Here is a 21,932-nt window from a genome sequence, read left to right on the forward strand (position 1 = left end):
TGAATTAGTACTTTGTATAAAAATATTCGACACACATTGATAGCAAGGCCTAAAAAAAAGAACCCCTGCTTAAAAGCAGAAGGTTCATTTAAGTGGAGTAATGACTAAGTGGCGATAAGGTTCCGTCCCACTTGAAGTCGTTTTTATTTTTGGATAATCCAAGAGAGCATTATGGATGACCTTTCGTTCATAGGATGGCATCGGCTCAAGTGAAACAGCTTTACCTGTTTTCATGGCTTTATTTGCCATTCTTTCGGCCAATTGGATTAAAGTGTCATTGCGGCGATTTCGATAATCTTCTGCATCTACAGTAATATTCAAAAACTGCTTCGAATATCGATTTGCAACCAGCTGTGCTAAATACTGAAGTGAATTTAGTGTTTGACCCCTTTTTCCAATCAATAAGGCAATTTTATCACCTGATAAATGGAATGTTACATTCTTACCTTTACGGGTGACATCAATTTGTGCATTGACTCCCATTTCCACGCTGACATTCTTCAAAAATCCCAGTGTCTCTTCAATGGGATCGGCAGGCAAGGTCACATGGACGATTGCCTTCCTTGCACCAAATAAACCAAAAAATCCTTTTTTGCCTTCATCTTCTATTTCAATCTCCACGCGATCTTTAGTGCTGTTCAGTTGAGCTAAAGCTAAATTTACTGCTTCTTCGACAGATTGTCCTGTAGCAGTTACTTTTTTCACTTTTTCTTTGCCCCTCCCGCGTTTTCCGCAGCTGCTTTTCTAAGATCCGGACCTTTGATGAAATATGTTTGAACGATACCAAAAAGGTTACCAACTACCCAGTAAAGAGAAAGAGCAGCGGGGAAATTAATAGCAAATACAACAATCATGATTGGCATGATGTAAAGCATCATCGTCATTTGTGCCGCCATTTGTGGATTGGAGTTCATTCCAACCATGGACATCTTTTGCTGGATAAAAGTCGTGATACCTGCAACGACCGGTAAAATATAATAAGGATCCGGGGAACCTAAATCAAACCAAAGAAAACTATGTAAAGCAATTTCTTCCGTACGGCTGATTGCATGGTAAAATCCGATCAAAATTGGCATTTGCACCAATATCGGCAAACATCCCGCCAATGGATTCACATTATATTTTGAAAATAGAGCCATTGTTTCTTGCTGTAGTTTTTGTTGTGTGGCAGCATCTTTTGAGCTGTATTTTGCTTGAAGTTCTTTCATTTCAGGCTGAATGGCCTGCATTGCTTTCGAGCTTTTCACCTGTTTGATCATTAATGGAAGTAATGCTAAGCGAATGATTAGTGTAACACCGATGATTCCCAAACCATAGTTCTCGCCAAATGCTTCAGAAAGCCAAATGATCAGGGCTGATAATGGATAGACAATGTATGAATTCCAAAAACCTTCACTATCCGCAGTAATAGGTTCTTTAATTTCCGTACACCCTGCTAACAACATCATTATCGAGGCTAGTCCAATAATGAGTAATATTCGTTTTTTCAACCGTAATTTCCTCCTAACTGCAATCAATCTTTTTTGAAACAATTGTGAACTGTTTGATAGAAGATTTCAAGGAAAAGCAATCCACTTTTTCCACAGTTACAATCGGGATTTTCTATGTCATCTTTCTCAAGTAACCACATGATCCGAGGAGTGCTTATTCGATATTAAGGGGACTTTATTGTTTTTTCATTTTAAAGTTTAGTGATTTAGAACGTTTCAGGACATGGATCAAGCTGCTTTTCACCTGGAAAAAGTCCATCTCCGCTGCTGGTTTTCGAGCAATCACAATATAATCCTTACCCTCTTCTATATCTTCTTTCAATTCCAAAAACGCTTGCCGTATGTATCTTTTAATTTGGTTCCTTACAACGGCGTTCCCGATTTTTTTACTGACTGAAAGGCCGATCCGAAAATAATCCTGACCTGGCTTTTCAAGGACATAGACAACGAATTGCCGATTAGCAGAAGACTCACCTTTTTTAAACACAAGCTGAAATTCGTCCTCTTTCTTAATCCTTAACTTTTTTTTCATTTTTACACCTTCATTACATGAATTGAGTCTCAGTAAATCCCTTATTTTGCGAAAAAAGACCACTGAGACTTTTCAGTGGTCTATGCAGATAATACTTTTCTGCCCTTACGGCGACGTGCAGCGATTACTCTACGTCCGTTTTTCGTGCTCATACGTGCACGGAAACCGTGAACTTTACTATGTTTGCGGTTATTCGGTTGATAAGTTCTTTTCATTATATGACACCTCCCTGAGGAATAACAGTTAAAGACAGTCTTTACAATTATATAGATGGAGGTTTCTACTTGTCAACCTCATCCATAAAAATATTTCTTTTTTAATGCTCAATGTCCAGTTGGCCTTTTTTTACTACCTAGCCTATTGTAAATGATTTTGCTCCGAACTGATATAGAAATTTTTGGGGAAAGGCAAATTTCCATCATTTTATCCATGAGCACAAATATGAGATTCGCAATGAATCCTCCCTTGTTCGAAACAACATTCGACAAATAATTAAGAATGGACGTGAATCATTTTTCGATCTGTTATGCAGCTCTTTCGGCTTGACCAACTTCGTTCAAATCAAATTAGCCAAGCCTATAATCACGGTCTGTGGATAAATTTCGACATGTTTTTTTCTATCCACATCCCATTTTATAGACTTTTGCACATAACAATGGCCTGTGGAAAAGTTTTTCCCACAAGCTCGGTAAGTTGTGGATAAAGTTTTCTAACCCATTGCAAGACGCCTGAATTTCTGATATTATATTTGTGTTTTCACTCTGAATAACTTTATCAACAGGTAACGTTTATCCACAGACTGTGAATAACTTGTGGATAGTTTATCCGACCTGTGTATATTAATCTGTCCACAGATGGTGGATATTGTCGAAAACCCTTTTTTCTTCTTTATTATATATTTCTTAAAATACCTGTTGATGAATAAACATTCATGTCTACGCTGGATTACCAGATGTAGGCTGTACAAAGGTTGTACAGCGCAAGATATAGTTTTTAGGCACTTCATTACACAACACAAAAATTTCTTAATACAGCTCACCGAACCTTTGCTGTCAAAATTAATATAAAGACGGCAATCGATGAGTTTATTTGTGCCTATACATTTAGATACAATTATTAAAAATATTTTGCAAAGGAGGGATAAGTTTGGATAACATCGATAGCCTCTGGAACCAGGCGCTCGGAAAAATCGAAAAAAAAATCAGTAAACCAAGCTTTGAGACTTGGCTTAAATCAACCAAGGCTTATTTACTGCAAGGTGATACATTAACAGTCACCGCTCCCAATGAATTTGCCAGGGATTGGCTTGAAGAACGCTATTCCCATCTTATTTCCGATGTATTGTTTGAACTTACCGGTGAGGAATTGGAAGCAAAATTCATCATTCCCCCCAATCAAGAAGATGATGATTTTACCGTTCCTGTTCAGCCTAAAAAGATAAAAAAGCAGGATAAAGAGCATGCTGCATTTCCACAGCATATGCTTAATGCGAAAAATACATTCGATACGTTTGTCATCGGCTCCGGGAATCGTTTTGCCCATGCCGCGTCTCTCGCTGTCGCAGAAGCACCGGCCAAAGCCTATAATCCCTTATTCATATACGGGGGCGTCGGCCTTGGAAAAACTCATTTAATGCATGCAATCGGGCATTATGTTCTAGAGCATAATCCGAATGCGAAGGTCGTTTATTTATCGTCTGAAAAGTTCACGAATGAATTCATCAACTCGATCCGGGACAATAAAGCTGGGGAATTCCGTGATAGATATCGAAGCGTGGATGTTTTATTAATTGATGATATTCAATTTCTTGCGGGAAAAGAACAAACTCAAGAAGAGTTTTTCCATACATTCAATGCGTTGCATGAAGAAAGCAAACAAATCGTCATCTCGAGTGACCGCCCGCCAAAAGAGATACCTACACTAGAGGATCGCCTCCGTTCAAGGTTTGAGTGGGGTTTGATTACGGATATCACGCCACCTGATCTAGAAACGCGGATTGCCATATTGCGTAAAAAGGCAAAAGCTGAGGGTCTTGATATCCCGAACGAAGTCATGCTCTATATCGCCAACCAAATCGATTCCAATATTCGTGAGCTTGAGGGTGCACTTATTCGTGTCGTCGCTTATTCTTCATTGATTAATAAAGATATAAATGCTGATTTGGCAGCTGAAGCATTAAAAGACATCATCCCTAGCTCAAAACCTAAAATAATCACCATCTTGGAAATCCAGAAGACGGTCGGTGAACATTATAGTGTCAAACTTGAGGATTTCAAGGCGAAAAAACGGACTAAATCCGTAGCATTTCCAAGACAGATCGCCATGTATCTTTCCAGGGAGTTGACGGACTCATCCCTGCCCAAGATAGGTGATGAATTTGGAGGTCGCGATCATACGACCGTTATCCATGCGCATGAAAAAATCTCCAAACTCATGCAAACGGACACCCAGCTACAACGTCAGGTTAAAGAAATTCAGGACCAGCTGAGGGTATAATGGATTCTGGATAATGTGAATAACTGACGACTACTTACACACAGTCTGTCCACATGTGGATAGACTATTTTTCCTTAGGTTGAGTGGACTTATCCACATATCAACAGGCCCTACTACTATTACTACTATCTTTTTTAATAAAAATTATTAATAAATATGCCTATTCGGCAATAAAAAATTGGAGGATGAAACATGAGATTTATAATCCAAAGAGATCGATTAGTTCATAGTGTCCAAGAAGTAATGAAAGCAGTCACATCAAGGACAACGATTCCGATACTAACGGGGATAAAAATAAGCGTTACTAGTGAAGGTGTTACTCTAACAGGAAGTGATTCTGATATCTCCATCCAATCATTCATTCCGGCTGAGGTTGACGGAGATGAGATTGTTGAAGTTAAAAGCAGCGGCGGTATTGTCCTGAATGCCCGTTTTTTCAGTGAAATTGTCAAAAAGCTGCCGATGGATACTGTAGAAATTGAAGTGGAGAATAACTTTCAAACGATTATTCGCTCTGGTAAAGCTGAATTTAATCTAAATGGACTGGATCCCGAGGAATATCCACATCTTCCGATCATTGAAGAAGAAAATATTTTCAAACTTCCAACGGACCTTTTAAAGACCCTTATCAGACAAACTGGCTTTGCAGTGTCCACGTCAGAAACACGCCCCATCTTAACAGGTGTAAACTTGAAGGTTCAAGATGACGAATTGACCTGTATTGCAACAGATAGCCATAGGCTGGCAATGAGGACAGCCAAAATAGAAAACAAAATTAACGGGACCTATAGCGTTGTCATCCCAGGTAAAAGTCTGAATGAGTTAAGTAAAATCCTTGATGATACAAACGAACTTATTGAAATCGTCATTACTGAAAACCAAGTACTTTTCAAAGCTGAAAATTTATTATTCTTCTCAAGACTGCTTGAAGGGAATTATCCTGATACATCACGCTTGATTCCATCAGATAGCAAAACCGATGTGACTGTTCACACCAAGGATTTTCTACAAGCGATCGACAGGGCTTCTTTATTGGCGAGAGAAGGAAGAAATAATGTCGTCAAATTGACAACCCTGGAAGGGCGTATAATCGAAGTCTCTTCCAATACTCCTGAAATTGGTAAAGTAATTGAAGAGGTACAGGCAGAAGCCATTGAAGGTGAAGACCTGAAGATCTCATTCAGTGCCAAATTTGTAATGGATGCTCTAAAAGCATTGGAAGGTTCCGATATAAAAATTAATTTCACGGGTGCAATGCGACCGTTTGTCATTCGTCCGCTACATGATGATTCCATGCTGCAATTAATTCTCCCGGTAAGAACTTACTAAGCTAAAATAATATTTCAAAAAAATTAAAGGCTTGTATAGCAGGTCTTTAATTTTTTTATATTTAAACATAGGTTTCCAAAAGGTTTTTGGCGTTTTTTAAATGTTGTACGGAACGCTGAATCGCTAAAAACAAGAACTGAAAAAGCTATACTTTGTCTTAATGGGATTAATTTAGTAAAATGAAATATTAAAGACTACTTAGAAATGAGTGAAGCATGAAATGGACTCCATAAAAATCAATACTGAATATATTACGCTTGGACAATTCCTGAAATTGGCCGATTTAATCCAAAGCGGCGGAATGGCCAAATGGTTCTTGAGTGAATACGAGGTTTACATTAATGGCGAATTAGACGTGAGAAGAGGAAGAAAATTAAGATCAGGTGATAAAATAGAAATTCCTGGATTTGGCACCTACACAATTACAAGCTAAAACATAAGGGAAGAGCGGAATATGTATATTGAAAATATAAGTTTGAAAAATTACCGCAACTATACCGAATTGAATCTGACTTTTGAGAATAAAGTCAATGTAATCCTCGGCGAAAATGCTCAAGGAAAAACAAACGTCATGGAATCTATTTTTGTTTTAGCAATGGCAAAATCTCATCGCACCTCAAATGATAAAGAACTTATTCGCTGGGATGAAGAGTATGCTAAAATAGAAGGAAGAGTTAGAAAGAGAAATACCTCAATACCACTTGAGCTGACCATTTCAAAAAAAGGGAAAAAGGCGAAGTGCAACCATATTGAACAAAGAAAGTTGAGTCAATATGTCGGAAATATGAATGTGGTCATGTTTGCGCCTGAGGACCTTAACCTTGTAAAGGGAAGTCCTCTAGTCAGACGCCGTTTTATAGATATGGAAATTGGCCAGGTTTCTCCCGTATACCTTCATGATATGAGCCAATATCATAAAATACTTCAACAAAGAAATCATTACTTAAAGCTTCTGCAGACCCGGAAACAAACGGATACGACGATGCTTGACGTGCTGACCGATCAATTTATTCAGTACGCAGCGAAAATTGTCGAAAGAAGATACGAGTTTCTTTTAAAGCTCCAGCAATGGGCAGAGCCGATTCATTCGGGGATCTCCAGAAATCTAGAAGTATTGAAAATCCAATATAAACCGTCGCTTGATGTATCAGAATCTATGGATTTGACGAAAATGATAGAAGTATACACAGAAAAATTTGATAAAATAAAAACAAGGGAAATTGAACGGGGTGTAACACTGGTAGGTCCTCATCGTGACGACCTGGTTTTTTTTGTGAATGACCGTGATGTCCAGACATACGGTTCACAAGGACAACAGCGTACGACAGCCCTGTCTTTGAAACTTGCCGAAATTGAGCTGATCCATGAAGAAATCGGCGAGTATCCCATTTTATTATTGGATGATGTGTTATCGGAACTTGACGATTTCCGTCAATCCCATTTACTGAATACAATACAAGGGAAAGTGCAAACATTCGTGACGACACCCTCCGTTGATGGAATCGATCATCAAACCCTAAGAGAAGCGTCCACCTTTTATGTTAGTCAAGGAAGTATAAAAAAGGTTAAATGATGAGGTGAATGTATGTATCTCCATATTGGTGAAGACATTCTTGTGAAAACGGACGATGTCATAGCCATTTTAGATAAGAAGCTGCTTCAGGCCTCTCCGATCATGAGTGAATTTTTGGAGAAAAAGTCTGATGTAACTTACCATTTAGCAAAAAACTCGGTTAAATCGATTGTAGTGACGGAAAAACAGGTATATTATTCACCGCTTGCGTCGTCCACTTTGAAAAAGCGTTCACTGCAGCCATCGCTCTTAATCGATGATATAGATATTCTTTGAATTGTAGCTAAACGTTATAATTACTCCTTAAAATTGATAATGCCAAAAGAAAAGTGTAGGTGATACGTATGACAATGGAACAAAAAGAAGTACAAGCTCAGGCATACGATGAGAATCAGATACAGGTTTTAGAAGGCTTAGAAGCAGTTCGTAAACGTCCGGGGATGTATATCGGCACTACCTCTGCAAAAGGACTTCACCATCTTGTTTGGGAAATTGTCGATAATAGTATTGATGAGGCACTAGCTGGTTTCTGTACGGAAATCAAAGTGACGATCGAAGAAGACAATAGCATAACAGTAGTCGATAATGGTCGGGGAATCCCAGTGGGGATCCATGAAAAAATGGGACGCCCAGCTGTAGAAGTAATCATGACGGTCCTTCATGCGGGCGGTAAATTTGGCGGCGGAGGTTATAAGGTCTCCGGCGGTCTGCATGGTGTGGGGGCATCAGTAGTTAATGCCTTATCCACGGTATTGGAAGTTTACGTTCATCGTGAAGGTAAAATCCATTATCAGCAATTTAACCGCGGTATCCCAAAAGAAGATTTGAAAATCATCGGGGAAACCGATCATACCGGAACGACTGTACACTTCATTCCTGATGGTGAAATCTTCACGGATACCTTGGAATATGATTTCGATACATTAGCCACACGAATCCGTGAGCTTGCATTCCTGAATAAAGGCTTGAATCTGATCATTGAAGATAAACGTGAAGAAGAAGAGAAAATCAGGGATTACCACTATGAGGGCGGTATCAAATCTTATGTTGAGCATTTGAACCGTTCTAAAGAGGTATTGCATGAGGAACCGATTTTCATGGAAGGCGAGAAAGATGGAATTTCCGTTGAATTGGCTTTGCAATATAATGACAGCTATATCAGTAATGTCTTTTCTTTTGCCAATAATATTCATACCTATGAAGGCGGTACACATGAATCAGGATTCAAGACTGCTTTGACCCGTGTCATCAATGATTATGCACGGAAAAATGGTCTTTTAAAAGAAGCGGATGCCAATTTCTCAGGTGAAGATGTCCGGGAAGGTTTAACGGCAATCATTTCGATTAAGCATCCTGACCCGCAATTTGAAGGTCAGACGAAAACCAAACTCGGAAACTCTGAGGTAAGAACGGTTACTGATTCCATTCTTTCGGAACGACTTGATGCCTTCTTATATGAAAACCCTGCCGTGGCCCGAAAAATTGTAGATAAAGGGCAAATGGCAGCGAGAGCCCGATTGGCAGCGAAGAAAGCACGTGAATTGACCCGGAGGAAAAGTGCTTTGGAAGTATCCAATCTACCAGGTAAATTGGCAGATTGTTCTTCTAAGGACCCGAGTATCAGCGAATTATACATCGTTGAAGGAAACTCTGCGGGAGGTTCGGCAAAACAAGGGCGGGACCGCCATTTCCAAGCTATCTTGCCGCTAAGGGGTAAAATCCTGAATGTTGAAAAAGCGAGATTGGACAGAATCCTGCACAATGAAGAAATAGGTACGATCATCACAGCACTTGGAACAGGCATTGGTGATGAATTCAATACTGAAAAGGCCAGATACCATAAAATTGTTATCATGACCGATGCGGATGTGGATGGTGCCCATATCAGAACACTGATGTTGACATTCTTCTACCGGTATATGCGAAAAATCATCGAGTATGGATATATATATATTGCTCAGCCGCCACTTTTCAAGATTCAGCAAGGGAAAAAAGTGGATTATGCTTATAATGACCGCCAGCTTGAAGAAATCATGGCCAGTTTGCCAAGTACTCCCAAGCCTAACCTGCAGCGTTATAAAGGGCTGGGGGAAATGAATCCGGAGCAATTGTGGGAAACGACCATGAACCCTGAAACGAGAACGCTGCTTCAAGTCAGTTTGAAAGATGCTGCCGAGGCAGATGAAACTTTCGAGATGTTGATGGGCGACAAGGTCGAACCGCGACGTAACTTCATTGAAGAAAATGCAATTTATGTAAAAAATCTTGATATCTGATTTTTTGACAGGATGCTTTTACATCCTGTTCTTTACATAGTGCACGAACAGTTAAATTTAAATGAGAGTATAAGCTTTTAATAGGAGGTTGGCTCCATGTCAGAAAATGAAAGATCAGGTGTAAAAGAAATAAATATAAGTACCGAGATGCGGACATCGTTTTTGGATTATGCGATGAGTGTTATCGTGTCGAGGGCTTTGCCTGATGTAAGGGACGGTTTGAAACCGGTACACCGAAGAATTCTTTATGCAATGAACGATCTTGGAATGACTTCGGATAAACCATTTAAGAAATCAGCCCGTATTGTCGGGGAAGTCATCGGTAAGTATCACCCGCATGGTGATTCGGCTGTATATGAAACGATGGTACGGATGGCGCAACCTTTTAACTATCGCTATATGCTTGTAGATGGTCATGGTAATTTCGGTTCGGTCGATGGTGACCAAGCTGCCGCAATGAGGTACACCGAAGCGAGAATGTCGAAAATCTCGATGGAGTTACTTCGCGATTTAAATAAAGATACGGTCAATTTCCAGGATAACTATGATGGTTCAGAAAGAGAACCAGCCGTCATGCCTGCCCGTTTCCCGAACTTGTTGGTGAATGGTTCATCAGGAATAGCGGTAGGAATGGCAACCAATATTCCGCCCCATCAATTAGGTGAGGTAATTGACGGCGTATTGGCTTTAAGCAAGAATCCTGAAATTACAATTCCAGAGTTGATGGAATATATCCCTGGTCCGGACTTTCCGACAGCCGGTTTGATTTTAGGGAGAAGCGGAATCAGAAAGGCCTATGAAACCGGAAAAGGGTCAATCATTCAACGGGCGAAAGTCGAGATTGAAGAGAAACCGAATGGTAAACAGGTAATCCTTGTTAAGGAAATCCCTTATCAAGTGAATAAAGCAAGACTGATTGAAAAAATTGCAGAACTTGCTCGAGATAAGAAAATCGAAGGCATTACCGACTTACGGGATGAATCGGATCGCAATGGGATGCGTATCGTCATGGAGCTTAGAAAGGATGTTAACGCGAATGTCCTTTTAAACAACCTGTATAAGCATACTGCGATGCAGACCACCTTCGGAATCAATCTGCTTGCTTTGGTGGACGGTCAGCCTAAAGTGCTGAATTTAAAACAATGCCTGCACTACTACTTGGAGCATCAGCAGGTAGTCATACGGCGCAGGACTGAGTTTGAATTACGGAAAGCGGAGGCCCGTGCCCATATTTTAGAAGGTTTGCGCATTGCACTTGATAATTTGGACGCAGTCATTACGTTGATTCGAAGTTCCCAAACGACAGACATTGCCCGTGAAGGCTTAATGACACAATTCTCACTTTCCGAAAAACAGGCGCAAGCTATCCTGGATATGCGTTTACAGCGCTTGACAGGTCTGGAACGTGAAAAAATTGAAGATGAATATCAGGCATTAATGGCTATTATTGCAGAATATAAAGCGATTCTTGCTGATGAGGAAAAGGTTCTTGAAATTATTCGTGAAGAGCTTCTTGAAATTAAAGAACGTTTTGATGATAAACGGAGAACTGAAATCACATTAGCCGGCTTTGAAAGCCTGGAAGATGAAGATTTAATCCCAGAGGAAAATATAATCGTGACACTTACGCATAACGGTTATATTAAACGCTTGCCTGCAACCACGTACCGCAGTCAAAAACGCGGGGGTCGCGGAATACAGGGTATGGGCACGAATACAGATGACTTTGTCGGTCACTTGTTAACCACTTCGACTCATGACACTCTATTATTCTTCACCAACAAAGGTAAAGTCTATCGTTCCAAAGGATATGAAATACCTGAATATGGCAGGACGGCAAAAGGATTGCCGCTTATCAACTTGTTGGAAGTCGATAAAGGCGAGTGGGTCAATGCAATCATACCGGTGAAGGAATTTGCTGACGATTGGTATTTATTCTTCACGACCAGACATGGAATATCGAAGCGTACACCTTTGTCATCTTTTGCAAATATCCGTAATAATGGTTTAATTGCCCTAGGTTTACGTGAAGATGATGAATTGATTTCTGTCCGTCTTACGAATGGAGAGAAACAGATCATAATTGGAACGAAAGCCGGGATGATGATCCGTTTCCCTGAGACGGATGTACGGACAATGGGACGTACTGCAGCGGGAGTGAAAGGAATTTCCTTAGGGACGAATGATGAAGTTGTCGGAATGGAAATTCTTGAAGATGATGAAGAAGTCCTGATCGTTACGAAAAACGGTTATGGAAAACGGACCTCTGCGGAAGAATACCGTATTCAAAGCCGTGGAGGAAAAGGAATAAAAACATGTAATGTCACTGAGAAAAATGGTGAACTTATAGCCGTGAAAACAGTTACGGGTGTAGATGAAGATTTAATGCTGATTACAGCAGCTGGTGTATTGATCCGAATGGAAGTCGAAGGCATTTCTAAAACGGGCCGTAATACACAGGGTGTTAAGCTCATCCGACTCGAATCCGCAGATAATGAATATGTTTCGACGGTTGCCATTGTAGGAAGGGAAGAAGAAGAAGAAAAAGACCTGGATATAGAAACGGTCACGACTCTAGATCCGGATTCTGATCCTGAACCTACTGTAATTGAAGAAAATGAAGAAACTGAAAAAGATACGGAAGAATAATTTTTCCCATAAAAAAAGGGGTTCGGAATTAAAATTCCGAACCCCTTTTGAAATTCCCTTTGAATTTTAGCCTAAAGTTAAAATTTTATTAATTCTATTTTTAAAACAATGAAGACTTTAGGCAAAAGGGTTCTATCAAAAGTTAAAACAAAGTTGATTGGAGCGGGTGTGCGAGACTTCTGCGGGAAAAGCGAGTCAAGGGAGACCCTGCAGGCGCAAACGCCGAGGGCGGACCGCCCGGGGAAAGCGAGTACCTGTAGGCAACGCTCAAATTGTAAAAACCGTAAAAAAACTGTAGACCCAGCAATTAAGCTGGGTCCTTTTTTTGCGCATTAGCTGGATTTCAAAATGATATCAAGAGTGGTTTTAGTTTGGGTAAAAAGACTTATGGATTTTGGAGAGGATTGCTAATAAATTGATTTTTTTTAGGTATTTAATAATAATAAAGATAGTTCTTACCATGTTTTTCAAGTAAAATGATACTCATTAATACTACCGAGGTGAAACGTTTTGCTAGTGAAAACTCGCTATTTAATCGAAGGCTGCATCCTCTCGAAAGAAATTAGAGGTCTTTCGAACCGCCCCATAATGCATGAAAAAACAATATTGACCACGCGATTGATTGAGGCATTGCAAGCCTTTTTAATAACAGAGGTAAGCGTTGAAAAAACTTTGATTGATGGAAAGAAATTTCTGCCGAAAGAAGTGATAGATCCAGAATTGGATGAGCTGGAAGAGTCATCGGATTTTACGGATTTGTATCTTAAGTCAGTACAAACATATAAACGATTGTTTAAAAATTGGCAGGCGGGCAGTAAAGTTGAGGTGGCGATGATTCGTTTAATCATGATTCCCCTTATGGATAAGGCTTTAGAGGAACCAGGAAACATTTTGATGCTGCACCACTATTGCAATAAAGAAGAATATGTATATCATCATGCCATTTCCATTGGATTGATAGGAGGATATATTGCATATAAAATGAAATGCAATAGGGCTGATGTCTACCAAGCGGCAATAGGCGGATGTCTGGCAGATTGCGGGATGGCGAAGCTGCCACCAAGGTTATTAAATAAAACGGAAAGCCTGACAGCGGATGATTATGAGGAGATACATGCTCATCCTATTTTCAGCTACAAGATGATTAAAGATAGTTCCATCATAAAGGATAGTGTGAAGATAGCCGTTCTAGAGCATCATGGAAGGTTAGATGGAACGGGTTATCCCAAAAGATTGAATACAAAGCCCATGAACTTATTCTCAAAAATCATTGCTGTTGCAGATGTATTTCACGCCATGACTTCCGAAAGGACATATAGAAAGAAACAATCACCGTTTAAGGTATTAGAGATGATCTTACATGATGATTTTGGTAAATTTGATATTGGGGTAGTTAAGACCTTGTTATCAAGCTTCGCTAATTTTTCCATAGGAAGCAGGGTCAAACTGAACAATGGATTCATCGCTGAAATCATTTTTATTGATGCCGGCTCGCAAACAAAACCGGTCATAAAGGTGATGGATAGTGAAGAAATTATCAATTTAGGGATTAACCGGGAATTATATATAGAAGAGATACTATAATGTTCAAAGAAAAAGTTTACTCTTAAAATGTAAGCTTTTTCTTCTTGATTAGGTGTACAGTCATAGGATTTGAAATCTATGAATTCATGTATATTATTTATTTTAAAATAACTATTGCTTTTATTCCTGATACTAGATATAATAACTAAGTCGACAGCGAAAGAAAAAAAGTTGTTGACAAAAAATAATATAGTTGATATATTATTAAAGTCGTTTCCAAACGAACGACTTAAATTGCTCTTTGAAAACTGAACAAAACAAAGCGCCAACGTTAAATTTTAAGTGAGCACACACTATCAAAAAAGCAAATGAGCAAGTCAAACATTTCTTCGGAGAGTTTGATCCTGGCTCAGGACGAACGCTGGCGGCGTGCCTAATACATGCAAGTCGAGCGAATCGATGGGAGCTTGCTCCCTGAGATTAGCGGCGGACGGGTGAGTAACACGTGGGCAACCTGCCTATAAGACTGGGATAACTTCGGGAAACCGGAGCTAATACCGGATACGTTCTTTTCTCGCATGAGAGAAGATGGAAAGACGGTTTACGCTGTCACTTATAGATGGGCCCGCGGCGCATTAGCTAGTTGGTGAGGTAATGGCTCACCAAGGCGACGATGCGTAGCCGACCTGAGAGGGTGATCGGCCACACTGGGACTGAGACACGGCCCAGACTCCTACGGGAGGCAGCAGTAGGGAATCTTCCGCAATGGACGAAAGTCTGACGGAGCAACGCCGCGTGAACGAAGAAGGCCTTCGGGTCGTAAAGTTCTGTTGTTAGGGAAGAACAAGTACCAGAGTAACTGCTGGTACCTTGACGGTACCTAACCAGAAAGCCACGGCTAACTACGTGCCAGCAGCCGCGGTAATACGTAGGTGGCAAGCGTTGTCCGGAATTATTGGGCGTAAAGCGCGCGCAGGTGGTTCCTTAAGTCTGATGTGAAAGCCCACGGCTCAACCGTGGAGGGTCATTGGAAACTGGGGGACTTGAGTGCAGAAGAGGAAAGTGGAATTCCAAGTGTAGCGGTGAAATGCGTAGAGATTTGGAGGAACACCAGTGGCGAAGGCGACTTTCTGGTCTGTAACTGACACTGAGGCGCGAAAGCGTGGGGAGCAAACAGGATTAGATACCCTGGTAGTCCACGCCGTAAACGATGAGTGCTAAGTGTTAGAGGGTTTCCGCCCTTTAGTGCTGCAGCTAACGCATTAAGCACTCCGCCTGGGGAGTACGGCCGCAAGGCTGAAACTCAAAGGAATTGACGGGGGCCCGCACAAGCGGTGGAGCATGTGGTTTAATTCGAAGCAACGCGAAGAACCTTACCAGGTCTTGACATCCTCTGACAACCCTAGAGATAGGGCTTTCCCCTTCGGGGGACAGAGTGACAGGTGGTGCATGGTTGTCGTCAGCTCGTGTCGTGAGATGTTGGGTTAAGTCCCGCAACGAGCGCAACCCTTGATCTTAGTTGCCAGCATTCAGTTGGGCACTCTAAGGTGACTGCCGGTGACAAACCGGAGGAAGGTGGGGATGACGTCAAATCATCATGCCCCTTATGACCTGGGCTACACACGTGCTACAATGGATGGTACAAAGGGCTGCAAACCTGCGAAGGTAAGCGAATCCCATAAAGCCATTCTCAGTTCGGATTGCAGGCTGCAACTCGCCTGCATGAAGCCGGAATCGCTAGTAATCGCGGATCAGCATGCCGCGGTGAATACGTTCCCGGGCCTTGTACACACCGCCCGTCACACCACGAGAGTTTGTAACACCCGAAGTCGGTGAGGTAACCTTCATGGAGCCAGCCGCCTAAGGTGGGACAGATGATTGGGGTGAAGTCGTAACAAGGTAGCCGTATCGGAAGGTGCGGCTGGATCACCTCCTTTCTAAGGATAATTACGAGTGCGCTTTTGTTTTGTTCAGTTTTGAATGAGTGATTCATTCAATTAAATAGCAATCCCGCGATAAGCTTGGGAAGCAGAAGCTTATTATTTATGTGAATGGGCCTATAGCTCAGCTGGTTAGAGCGCACGCCTGATAAGCGTGAGGTCGATGGTTCGAGTCCATTTAGGCCCACCATTCCATTTCCCAAAACGGGGCCTTAGCTCAGCTGGGAGAGCGCCTGCCTTGCACGCAGGAGGTCAGCGGTTCGATCCCGCTAGGCTCCACCAATGAAACAATCACGTTGTGATTGGGACAGCTTGTTCCTTGAAAACTAGATAATAGATAGAAGGCAATTAATTTTTTTCAAAGCATCTGTAAGATCTTTTTTAACGGTTAAGTTAGAAAGGGCGCACGGTGGATGCCTTGGCACTAGGAGCCGATGAAGGACGGGACTAACACCGATATGCTTCGGGGAGCTGTAAGTAAGCTTTGATCCGGAGATTTCCGAATGGGGAAACCCACTGTTCGTAATGGAACAGTATCTTTACCTGAATACATAGGGTACTGAAGGCAGACCCGGGGAACTGAAACATCTAAGTACCCGGAGGAAGAGAAAGCAAACGCGATTTCCTGAGTAGCGGCGAGCGAAACGGAATTAGCCCAAACCAAGAGGCTTGCCTCTTGGGGTTGTAGGACACTCAACATGGAGTTACAAAGGAACGGGGTAAATGAAGCGATCTGGAAAGATCCGTCGAAGAAGGTAAAAACCCTGTAGTTGAAACTTCGTTCCCTCCTGAGTGGATCCTGAGTACGGCGGGACACGAGAAATCCCGTCGGAAGCAGGGAGGACCATCTCCCAAGGCTAAATACTCCCTAGTGACCGATAGTGAACCAGTACCGTGAGGGAAAGGTGAAAAGCACCCCGGAAGGGGAGTGAAATAGATCCTGAAACCGTGTGCCTACAAGTAGTCAAAGCCCGTTAATGGGTAATGGCGTGCCTTTTGTAGAATGAACCGGCGAGTTACGATTTCATGCGAGGTTAAGTTGATGAGACGGAGCCGCAGCGAAAGCGAGTCTGAATAGGGCGAATGAGTATGAGGTCGTAGACCCGAAACCAGGTGATCTACCCATGTCCAGGGTGAAGTTCAGGTAACACTGAATGGAGGCCCGAACCCACGCACGTTGAAAAGTGCGGGGATGAGGTGTGGGTAGCGGAGAAATTCCAATCGAACCTGGAGATAGCTGGTTCTCTCCGAAATAGCTTTAGGGCTAGCCTCAAGATGAGAGTATTGGAGGTAGAGCACTGATTGGACTAGGGGCCCCCAACGGGTTACCGAATTCAGTCAAACTCCGAATGCCAAATACTTATTCTTGGGAGTCAGACTGCGAGTGATAAGATCCGTAGTCGAAAGGGAAACAGCCCAGACCACCAGCTAAGGTCCCAAAGTATACGTTAAGTGGAAAAGGATGTGGAGTTGCTTAGACAACCAGGATGTTGGCTTAGAAGCAGCCACCATTTAAAGAGTGCGTAATAGCTCACTGGTCGAGTGACTCCGCGCCGAAAATGTACCGGGGCTAAACGTATCACCGAAGCTGTGGATTGACACCGTATGGTGTCGATGGTAGGAGAGCGTTCTAAGGGCGTTGAAGTCAGACCGGAAGGACTGGTGGAGCGCTTAGAAGTGAGAATGCCGGTATGAGTAGCGAAAGAAGGGTGAGAATCCCTTCCACCGAATGCCTAAGGTTTCCTGAGGAAGGCTCGTCCGCTCAGGGTTAGTCGGGACCTAAGCCGAGGCCGAAAGGCGTAGGCGATGGACAACAGGTTGATATTCCTGTACCACCTATACATCGTTTGAACGATGGGGGGACGCAGAAGGATAGGGTAAGCGCGCTGTTGGATATGCGCGTCCAAGCAGTTAGGCCGGAAACGAGGCAAATCCCGTTTCCATTAAGGCGGAGCTGTGATGGCGAGGGAAATATAGTACCGAAGTTCCTGATTCCACGCTGCCAAGAAAAGCCTCTAGTGAGATGTAAGGTGCCCGTACCGCAAACCGACACAGGTAGGCGAGGAGAGAATCCTAAGGTGTGCGAGAGAACTCTCGTTAAGGAACTCGGCAAAATGACCCCGTAACTTCGGGAGAAGGGGTGCTTTTTAGGGTGAATAGCCCAGAAAAGCCGCAGTGAATAGGCCCAGGCGACTGTTTAGCAAAAACACAGGTCTCTGCGAAGCCGCAAGGCGAAGTATAGGGGCTGACACCTGCCCGGTGCTGGAAGGTTAAGGGGAGAGGTTAGCGCAAGCGAAGCTTTGAACCGAAGCCCCAGTAAACGGCGGCCGTAACTATAACGGTCCTAAGGTAGCGAAATTCCTTGTCGGGTAAGTTCCGACCCGCACGAAAGGTGTAACGATCTGGGCACTGTCTCAACGAGAGACTCGGTGAAATTATAGTACCTGTGAAGATGCAGGTTACCCGCGACAGGACGGAAAGACCCCGTGGAGCTTTACTGCAGCCTGATATTGAATTTTGGTACAGCTTGTACAGGATAGGTAGGAGCCTGAGAAGCCGGAGCGCCAGCTTCGGTGGAGGCGTTGGTGGGATACTACCCTGGCTGTATTGAAATTCTAACCCGCGCCCCTTATCGGGGTGGGAGACAGTGTCAGGTGGGCAGTTTGACTGGGGCGGTCGCCTCCTAAAGAGTAACGGAGGCGCCCAAAGGTTCCCTCAGAATGGTTGGAAATCATTCGTAGAGTGTAAAGGCACAAGGGAGCTTGACTGCGAGACCTACAAGTCGAGCAGGGACGAAAGTCGGGCTTAGTGATCCGGTGGTTCCGCATGGAAGGGCCATCGCTCAACGGATAAAAGCTACCCCGGGGATAACAGGCTTATCTCCCCCAAGAGTCCACATCGACGGGGAGGTTTGGCACCTCGATGTCGGCTCATCGCATCCTGGGGCTGTAGTCGGTCCCAAGGGTTGGGCTGTTCGCCCATTAAAGCGGTACGCGAGCTGGGTTCAGAACGTCGTGAGACAGTTCGGTCCCTATCCGTCGCGGGCGCAGGAAATTTGAGAGGAGCTGTCCTTAGTACGAGAGGACCGGGATGGACGCACCGCTGGTGTACCAGTTGTCTTGCCAAAGGCATAGCTGGGTAGCTACGTGCGGACGGGATAAGTGCTGAAAGCATCTAAGCATGAAGCCCCCCTCAAGATGAGATTTCCCATGGCGCAAGCTAGTAAGATCCCTGAAAGATGATCAGGTTGATAGGTCAGAGGTGGAAGCGTGGCGACATGTGGAGCTGACTGATACTAATAGATCGAGGACTTAACCAACGCTTTTAAAAAAATGAAATACCTTCTTATTATCTAGTTTTGAAGGAACAACGTTCCTCATATGTTTGGTGGCGATAGCGAAGAGGTCACACCCGTTCCCATTCCGAACACGGCAGTTAAGCTCTTCAGCGCCGATGGTAGTTGGGGGTTTCCCCCTGTGAGAGTAGGACGCCGCCAAGCCATTTATTAAGATCAGCCATTCGGCTGGTCTTTTTCTTCGTTTCTAACCAGATCAATTCACCAAATGGAATCAAAGGTGGAACCTTCCGGACTTGATCCATTCAAATATTAAGAATGGCACCTTAGCTTGGCTTATTTTAAGGAATTGAACAATGCAGGGGTAATCATCATTAGGCATGGTTTTCAACAGTTCTGCCCACCATTCTGTTTCATAACGAGCTATTATGCTAAGGTTATAAGAAATCAAATAATGGATCAAAAGTTCAGGTAATGAAAAAGCTGACGAATCTTTATTAAGTGATAGCATGAACTGTCCTTCTGCTAAATTATACCGTATTGGGGAAGTTGCATTATGATTAGGGACGCCATCTGTTTTTAAATGCAGTGTCCCAGTAGCTTCTGAAATACTGTAAACTCGATTCGTTTTTGCTTTCAAAAATTCTTCCAACCGACTGCTGGACATTTGATAGCTATCCAATACCGCTGAAGGTAATTGAAAGCCATTCGAAGACGGTAACATGTCGACGAAATTTTTCCTTGAAACCGACCATGTATATTTTTGCATGTCTGGGATTTCCTTCATTAATGTTCCCATGGAAAACTTTTCACCTTCCAGATGCTTGATATGGAATAACTTCTCGGCAATGCAGGTGAAAAGTCCATTCTTTTGCGTTTTCACTTCGTCCTTTAAAAATTCATATTGTTGTTTTTTCTTTTTTCTCGTTGTTACCCCATGGGCAAGCATAGAAGTTGATTCCGGATAGTTAGGATCAATCGTGAGCAGACAAGCCTTTAACAATTGAGCGAATCCATAAAATGTAAGTATTGGTTGTATGGAAAGTGGTGCAATGGCAGCCTGATTATAATAAGTTTTAGCGTGTTCAAGATGGTAAATAAATGGATAACAATTATCGTAACTTTTTATTTCCGCTTCTGCTATTTTTTCGTGCGTGTAACATTTTTGCAAAAAAAGTTGTGAGGAAGATGCGGAAAAAAAAGGTGTATATTTATCGAAATTATCATTGTTTTCAGGCATTGCAGCTATCCTCCTAATTAATAGAATAATCAAACTTTTATTTCTCTTCTTGACAGTAGTATGTCCTATTGATAACCTACAAATAATATTTTTAAGCAGGAGGGGAAAATAATGTGGGAAAATAAATTTGCAAAAGAAGGTTTAACCTTTGATGATGTCCTATTAATTCCAGCGAAATCAGAGGTTTTGCCGAAAGATGTTAACCTTCAAGTCAACTTAGCTGAAAACTTAAGGCTCAACCTTCCTATCATCAGCGCAGGAATGGATACCGTGACAGAAGCTGAGATGGCAATTGCCATGGCCCGTCAAGGCGGATTGGGTATCATTCATAAAAATATGTCCATTGAAGCACAAGCTGAACTGGTGGATAAAGTAAAACGTTCAGAAAGCGGTGTAATTACCGATCCATTTTTCTTAACGCCGGATCACCAAGTATTCGATGCAGAGCATTTAATGGGTAAATATCGCATTTCAGGTGTTCCTGTAGTCAACAATATAGAGGATCAAAAACTTGTGGGTATCATTACAAACCGTGATTTGCGATTTATTTCCGATTTTTCCTTGAAGATTTCCAGTGTCATGACTGTAGAGAATCTGGTCACAGCGCCAGTGGGAACTAACTTGGAACAAGCAGAGAAGATCCTTCAAAAATACAAAATTGAAAAGCTTCCCCTTGTGGACGATAATGGAGTCCTTAAAGGACTTATTACGATCAAGGATATCGAGAAAGTCATCGAGTTCCCGAATTCGGCGAAAGATAAGCAAGGAAGGTTACTTGCAGGTGCTGCAGTCGGCGTGACCAAGGATACAATGAAGCGTGTCGAAATGCTGGTTAAATCCCATGTCGATGCAATTGTACTTGATACTGCTCACGGTCATTCAGAAGGCGTCCTTGAAATGGTTAAGGAAATCCGCGCGACATATCCTGAATTGACGATCATTGCCGGTAATGTGGCAACAGCTGAAGGTACGAAAGCATTGATTGAAGCGGGAGCTGATGTAGTGAAAGTGGGAATCGGACCAGGGTCAATCTGTACGACAAGGGTTGTAGCTGGTGTAGGTGTTCCGCAAATCACGGCAGTCTTCGATTGTGCGACAGAAGCAAGAAAACATGGTAAAACGATTATCGCTGATGGCGGAATCAAATACTCTGGTGATATCGTTAAAGCCCTGGCTGCAGGCGGACATGCAGTAATGCTTGGCAGTATGCTTGCTGGTGTAACTGAAAGCCCTGGCGAAACGGAAATTTTCCAAGGCCGCCGTTTTAAAGTGTATCGGGGTATGGGCTCTGTTGCTGCTATGGAAAAGGGATCTAAGGACCGTTACTTCCAAGAAGATAACAAGAAATTCGTACCGGAAGGCATCGAAGGGCGCCTTCCATATAAAGGACCTCTATCAGATACCATTTTCCAGCTGATTGGCGGCATTCGTTCAGGTATGGGATATTGCGGTACAGCCACATTGGAAGAGTTGAGGGAAAACTCTCAATTTGTAAAAATGACTGGTGCTGGATTAAGGGAAAGCCATCCTCATGATGTCCAAATTACAAAAGAAGCACCGAACTACTCAATGTAATGAATTTAACATA

At 42.6% G+C, this 21,932-nt stretch carries 14 protein-coding genes, 2 tRNA genes and 3 rRNA genes; 14 read left to right on the forward strand and 5 right to left on the reverse strand.

Going from position 1 to position 21,932, the window contains the following annotated elements; translation table 11 throughout:
• Positions 1–84: 84 nt before the first annotated feature.
• From jag to rpmH, 4 genes are all read right to left on the reverse strand, one after another.
• Positions 85–705, reverse strand: coding sequence for an RNA-binding cell elongation regulator Jag/EloR (gene jag, locus ABC374_RS25540; RefSeq protein WP_137020458.1), 621 nt, complete (start codon positions 703–705; stop codon positions 85–87).
• Complete coding sequence (gene spoIIIJ, locus ABC374_RS25545) at positions 702–1,490, reverse strand: YidC family membrane integrase SpoIIIJ (protein WP_063234312.1); 789 nt, start codon at positions 1,488–1,490, stop codon at positions 702–704. The genes jag and spoIIIJ overlap by 4 nt, the downstream gene beginning before the upstream one ends.
• Positions 1,491–1,665: 175 nt before the next feature.
• A complete protein-coding gene (gene rnpA, locus ABC374_RS25550; protein ID WP_063234313.1) occupies positions 1,666–2,022 on the reverse strand; it encodes a ribonuclease P protein component in 357 nt (118 codons plus the stop codon).
• A gap of 80 nt (positions 2,023–2,102) precedes the next feature.
• A complete protein-coding gene (rpmH, locus tag ABC374_RS25555; protein WP_034316183.1) occupies positions 2,103–2,237 on the reverse strand; it encodes a 50S ribosomal protein L34 in 135 nt (44 codons plus the stop codon).
• A 931-nt stretch (positions 2,238–3,168) separates the two neighbouring features.
• Here rpmH and dnaA point away from each other — a divergent pair.
• The 13 genes from dnaA to rrf all read left to right on the forward strand — a co-directional run bounded on the left by dnaA (position 3,169) and on the right by rrf (position 19,308).
• Positions 3,169–4,518 carry a chromosomal replication initiator protein DnaA gene (dnaA, locus tag ABC374_RS25560; RefSeq protein ID WP_057914144.1) on the forward strand — a complete coding sequence of 450 codons (1,350 nt, stop codon included), beginning with the start codon at positions 3,169–3,171 and terminating at the stop codon, positions 4,516–4,518.
• 192 nt (positions 4,519–4,710) lie between these two features.
• The gene (gene dnaN / locus ABC374_RS25565; protein ID WP_101223982.1) at positions 4,711–5,847 is read left to right on the forward strand and encodes a DNA polymerase III subunit beta; all 1,137 of its coding nucleotides are present in this window, start codon (positions 4,711–4,713) and stop codon (positions 5,845–5,847) included.
• Positions 5,848–6,067: 220 nt separating this feature from the next.
• Positions 6,068–6,280 carry a S4 domain-containing protein YaaA gene (gene yaaA / locus ABC374_RS25570; RefSeq protein ID WP_034316192.1) on the forward strand — a complete coding sequence of 71 codons (213 nt, stop codon included), beginning with the start codon at positions 6,068–6,070 and terminating at the stop codon, positions 6,278–6,280.
• A gap of 21 nt (positions 6,281–6,301) precedes the next feature.
• Complete coding sequence (gene recF / locus ABC374_RS25575) at positions 6,302–7,420, forward strand: DNA replication/repair protein RecF (protein WP_048687943.1); 1,119 nt, start codon at positions 6,302–6,304, stop codon at positions 7,418–7,420.
• A gap of 12 nt (positions 7,421–7,432) precedes the next feature.
• Positions 7,433–7,696 (forward strand): extracellular matrix regulator RemB, encoded by a 264-nt coding sequence (gene remB / locus ABC374_RS25580; protein WP_350300821.1) that lies wholly within the window; start codon positions 7,433–7,435, stop codon positions 7,694–7,696.
• 74 nt (positions 7,697–7,770) lie between these two features.
• Positions 7,771–9,696, forward strand: coding sequence for a DNA topoisomerase (ATP-hydrolyzing) subunit B (gene gyrB / locus ABC374_RS25585; protein ID WP_413020438.1), 1,926 nt, complete (start codon positions 7,771–7,773; stop codon positions 9,694–9,696).
• Positions 9,697–9,792: 96 nt separating this feature from the next.
• Positions 9,793–12,345: a DNA gyrase subunit A gene (gene gyrA, locus ABC374_RS25590; RefSeq protein ID WP_350300822.1), complete on the forward strand. Its 2,553-nt coding sequence runs from the start codon at positions 9,793–9,795 to the stop codon at positions 12,343–12,345.
• Positions 12,346–12,861: 516 nt separating this feature from the next.
• Positions 12,862–13,929 carry an HD-GYP domain-containing protein gene (locus ABC374_RS25595; RefSeq protein WP_413020439.1) on the forward strand — a complete coding sequence of 356 codons (1,068 nt, stop codon included), beginning with the start codon at positions 12,862–12,864 and terminating at the stop codon, positions 13,927–13,929.
• Positions 13,930–14,255: 326 nt separating this feature from the next.
• Positions 14,256–15,806 (forward strand): 16S ribosomal RNA (locus tag ABC374_RS25600).
• Positions 15,807–15,922: 116 nt separating this feature from the next.
• Positions 15,923–15,999: transfer RNA gene (locus ABC374_RS25605), tRNA-Ile, on the forward strand.
• 16 nt (positions 16,000–16,015) lie between these two features.
• Positions 16,016–16,091: transfer RNA gene (locus ABC374_RS25610), tRNA-Ala, on the forward strand.
• 104 nt (positions 16,092–16,195) lie between these two features.
• A 23S ribosomal RNA gene (locus tag ABC374_RS25615) occupies positions 16,196–19,128 on the forward strand.
• Between the two features lie 64 nt (positions 19,129–19,192).
• Positions 19,193–19,308, forward strand: a 5S ribosomal RNA gene (gene rrf, locus ABC374_RS25620).
• Together the 16S, 23S and 5S rRNA genes with 2 tRNA genes alongside form the textbook arrangement of a ribosomal RNA operon.
• Before the next feature lie 70 nt (positions 19,309–19,378).
• Here the strand turns inward: rrf and ABC374_RS25625 are convergent.
• Positions 19,379–20,344 carry a YaaC family protein gene (locus ABC374_RS25625; protein WP_413020114.1) on the reverse strand — a complete coding sequence of 322 codons (966 nt, stop codon included), beginning with the start codon at positions 20,342–20,344 and terminating at the stop codon, positions 19,379–19,381.
• 111 nt (positions 20,345–20,455) lie between these two features.
• Between ABC374_RS25625 and guaB the strand changes: the two genes are divergently transcribed.
• Positions 20,456–21,919: an IMP dehydrogenase gene (gene guaB, locus ABC374_RS25630; protein WP_336059750.1), complete on the forward strand. Its 1,464-nt coding sequence runs from the start codon at positions 20,456–20,458 to the stop codon at positions 21,917–21,919.
• Positions 21,920–21,932: the final 13 nt, after the last annotated feature.

Origin of the sequence: Peribacillus phoenicis, from assembly GCF_047238085.1 — a bacterium.
Lineage (GTDB): Bacteria > Bacillota > Bacilli > Bacillales > DSM-1321 > Peribacillus.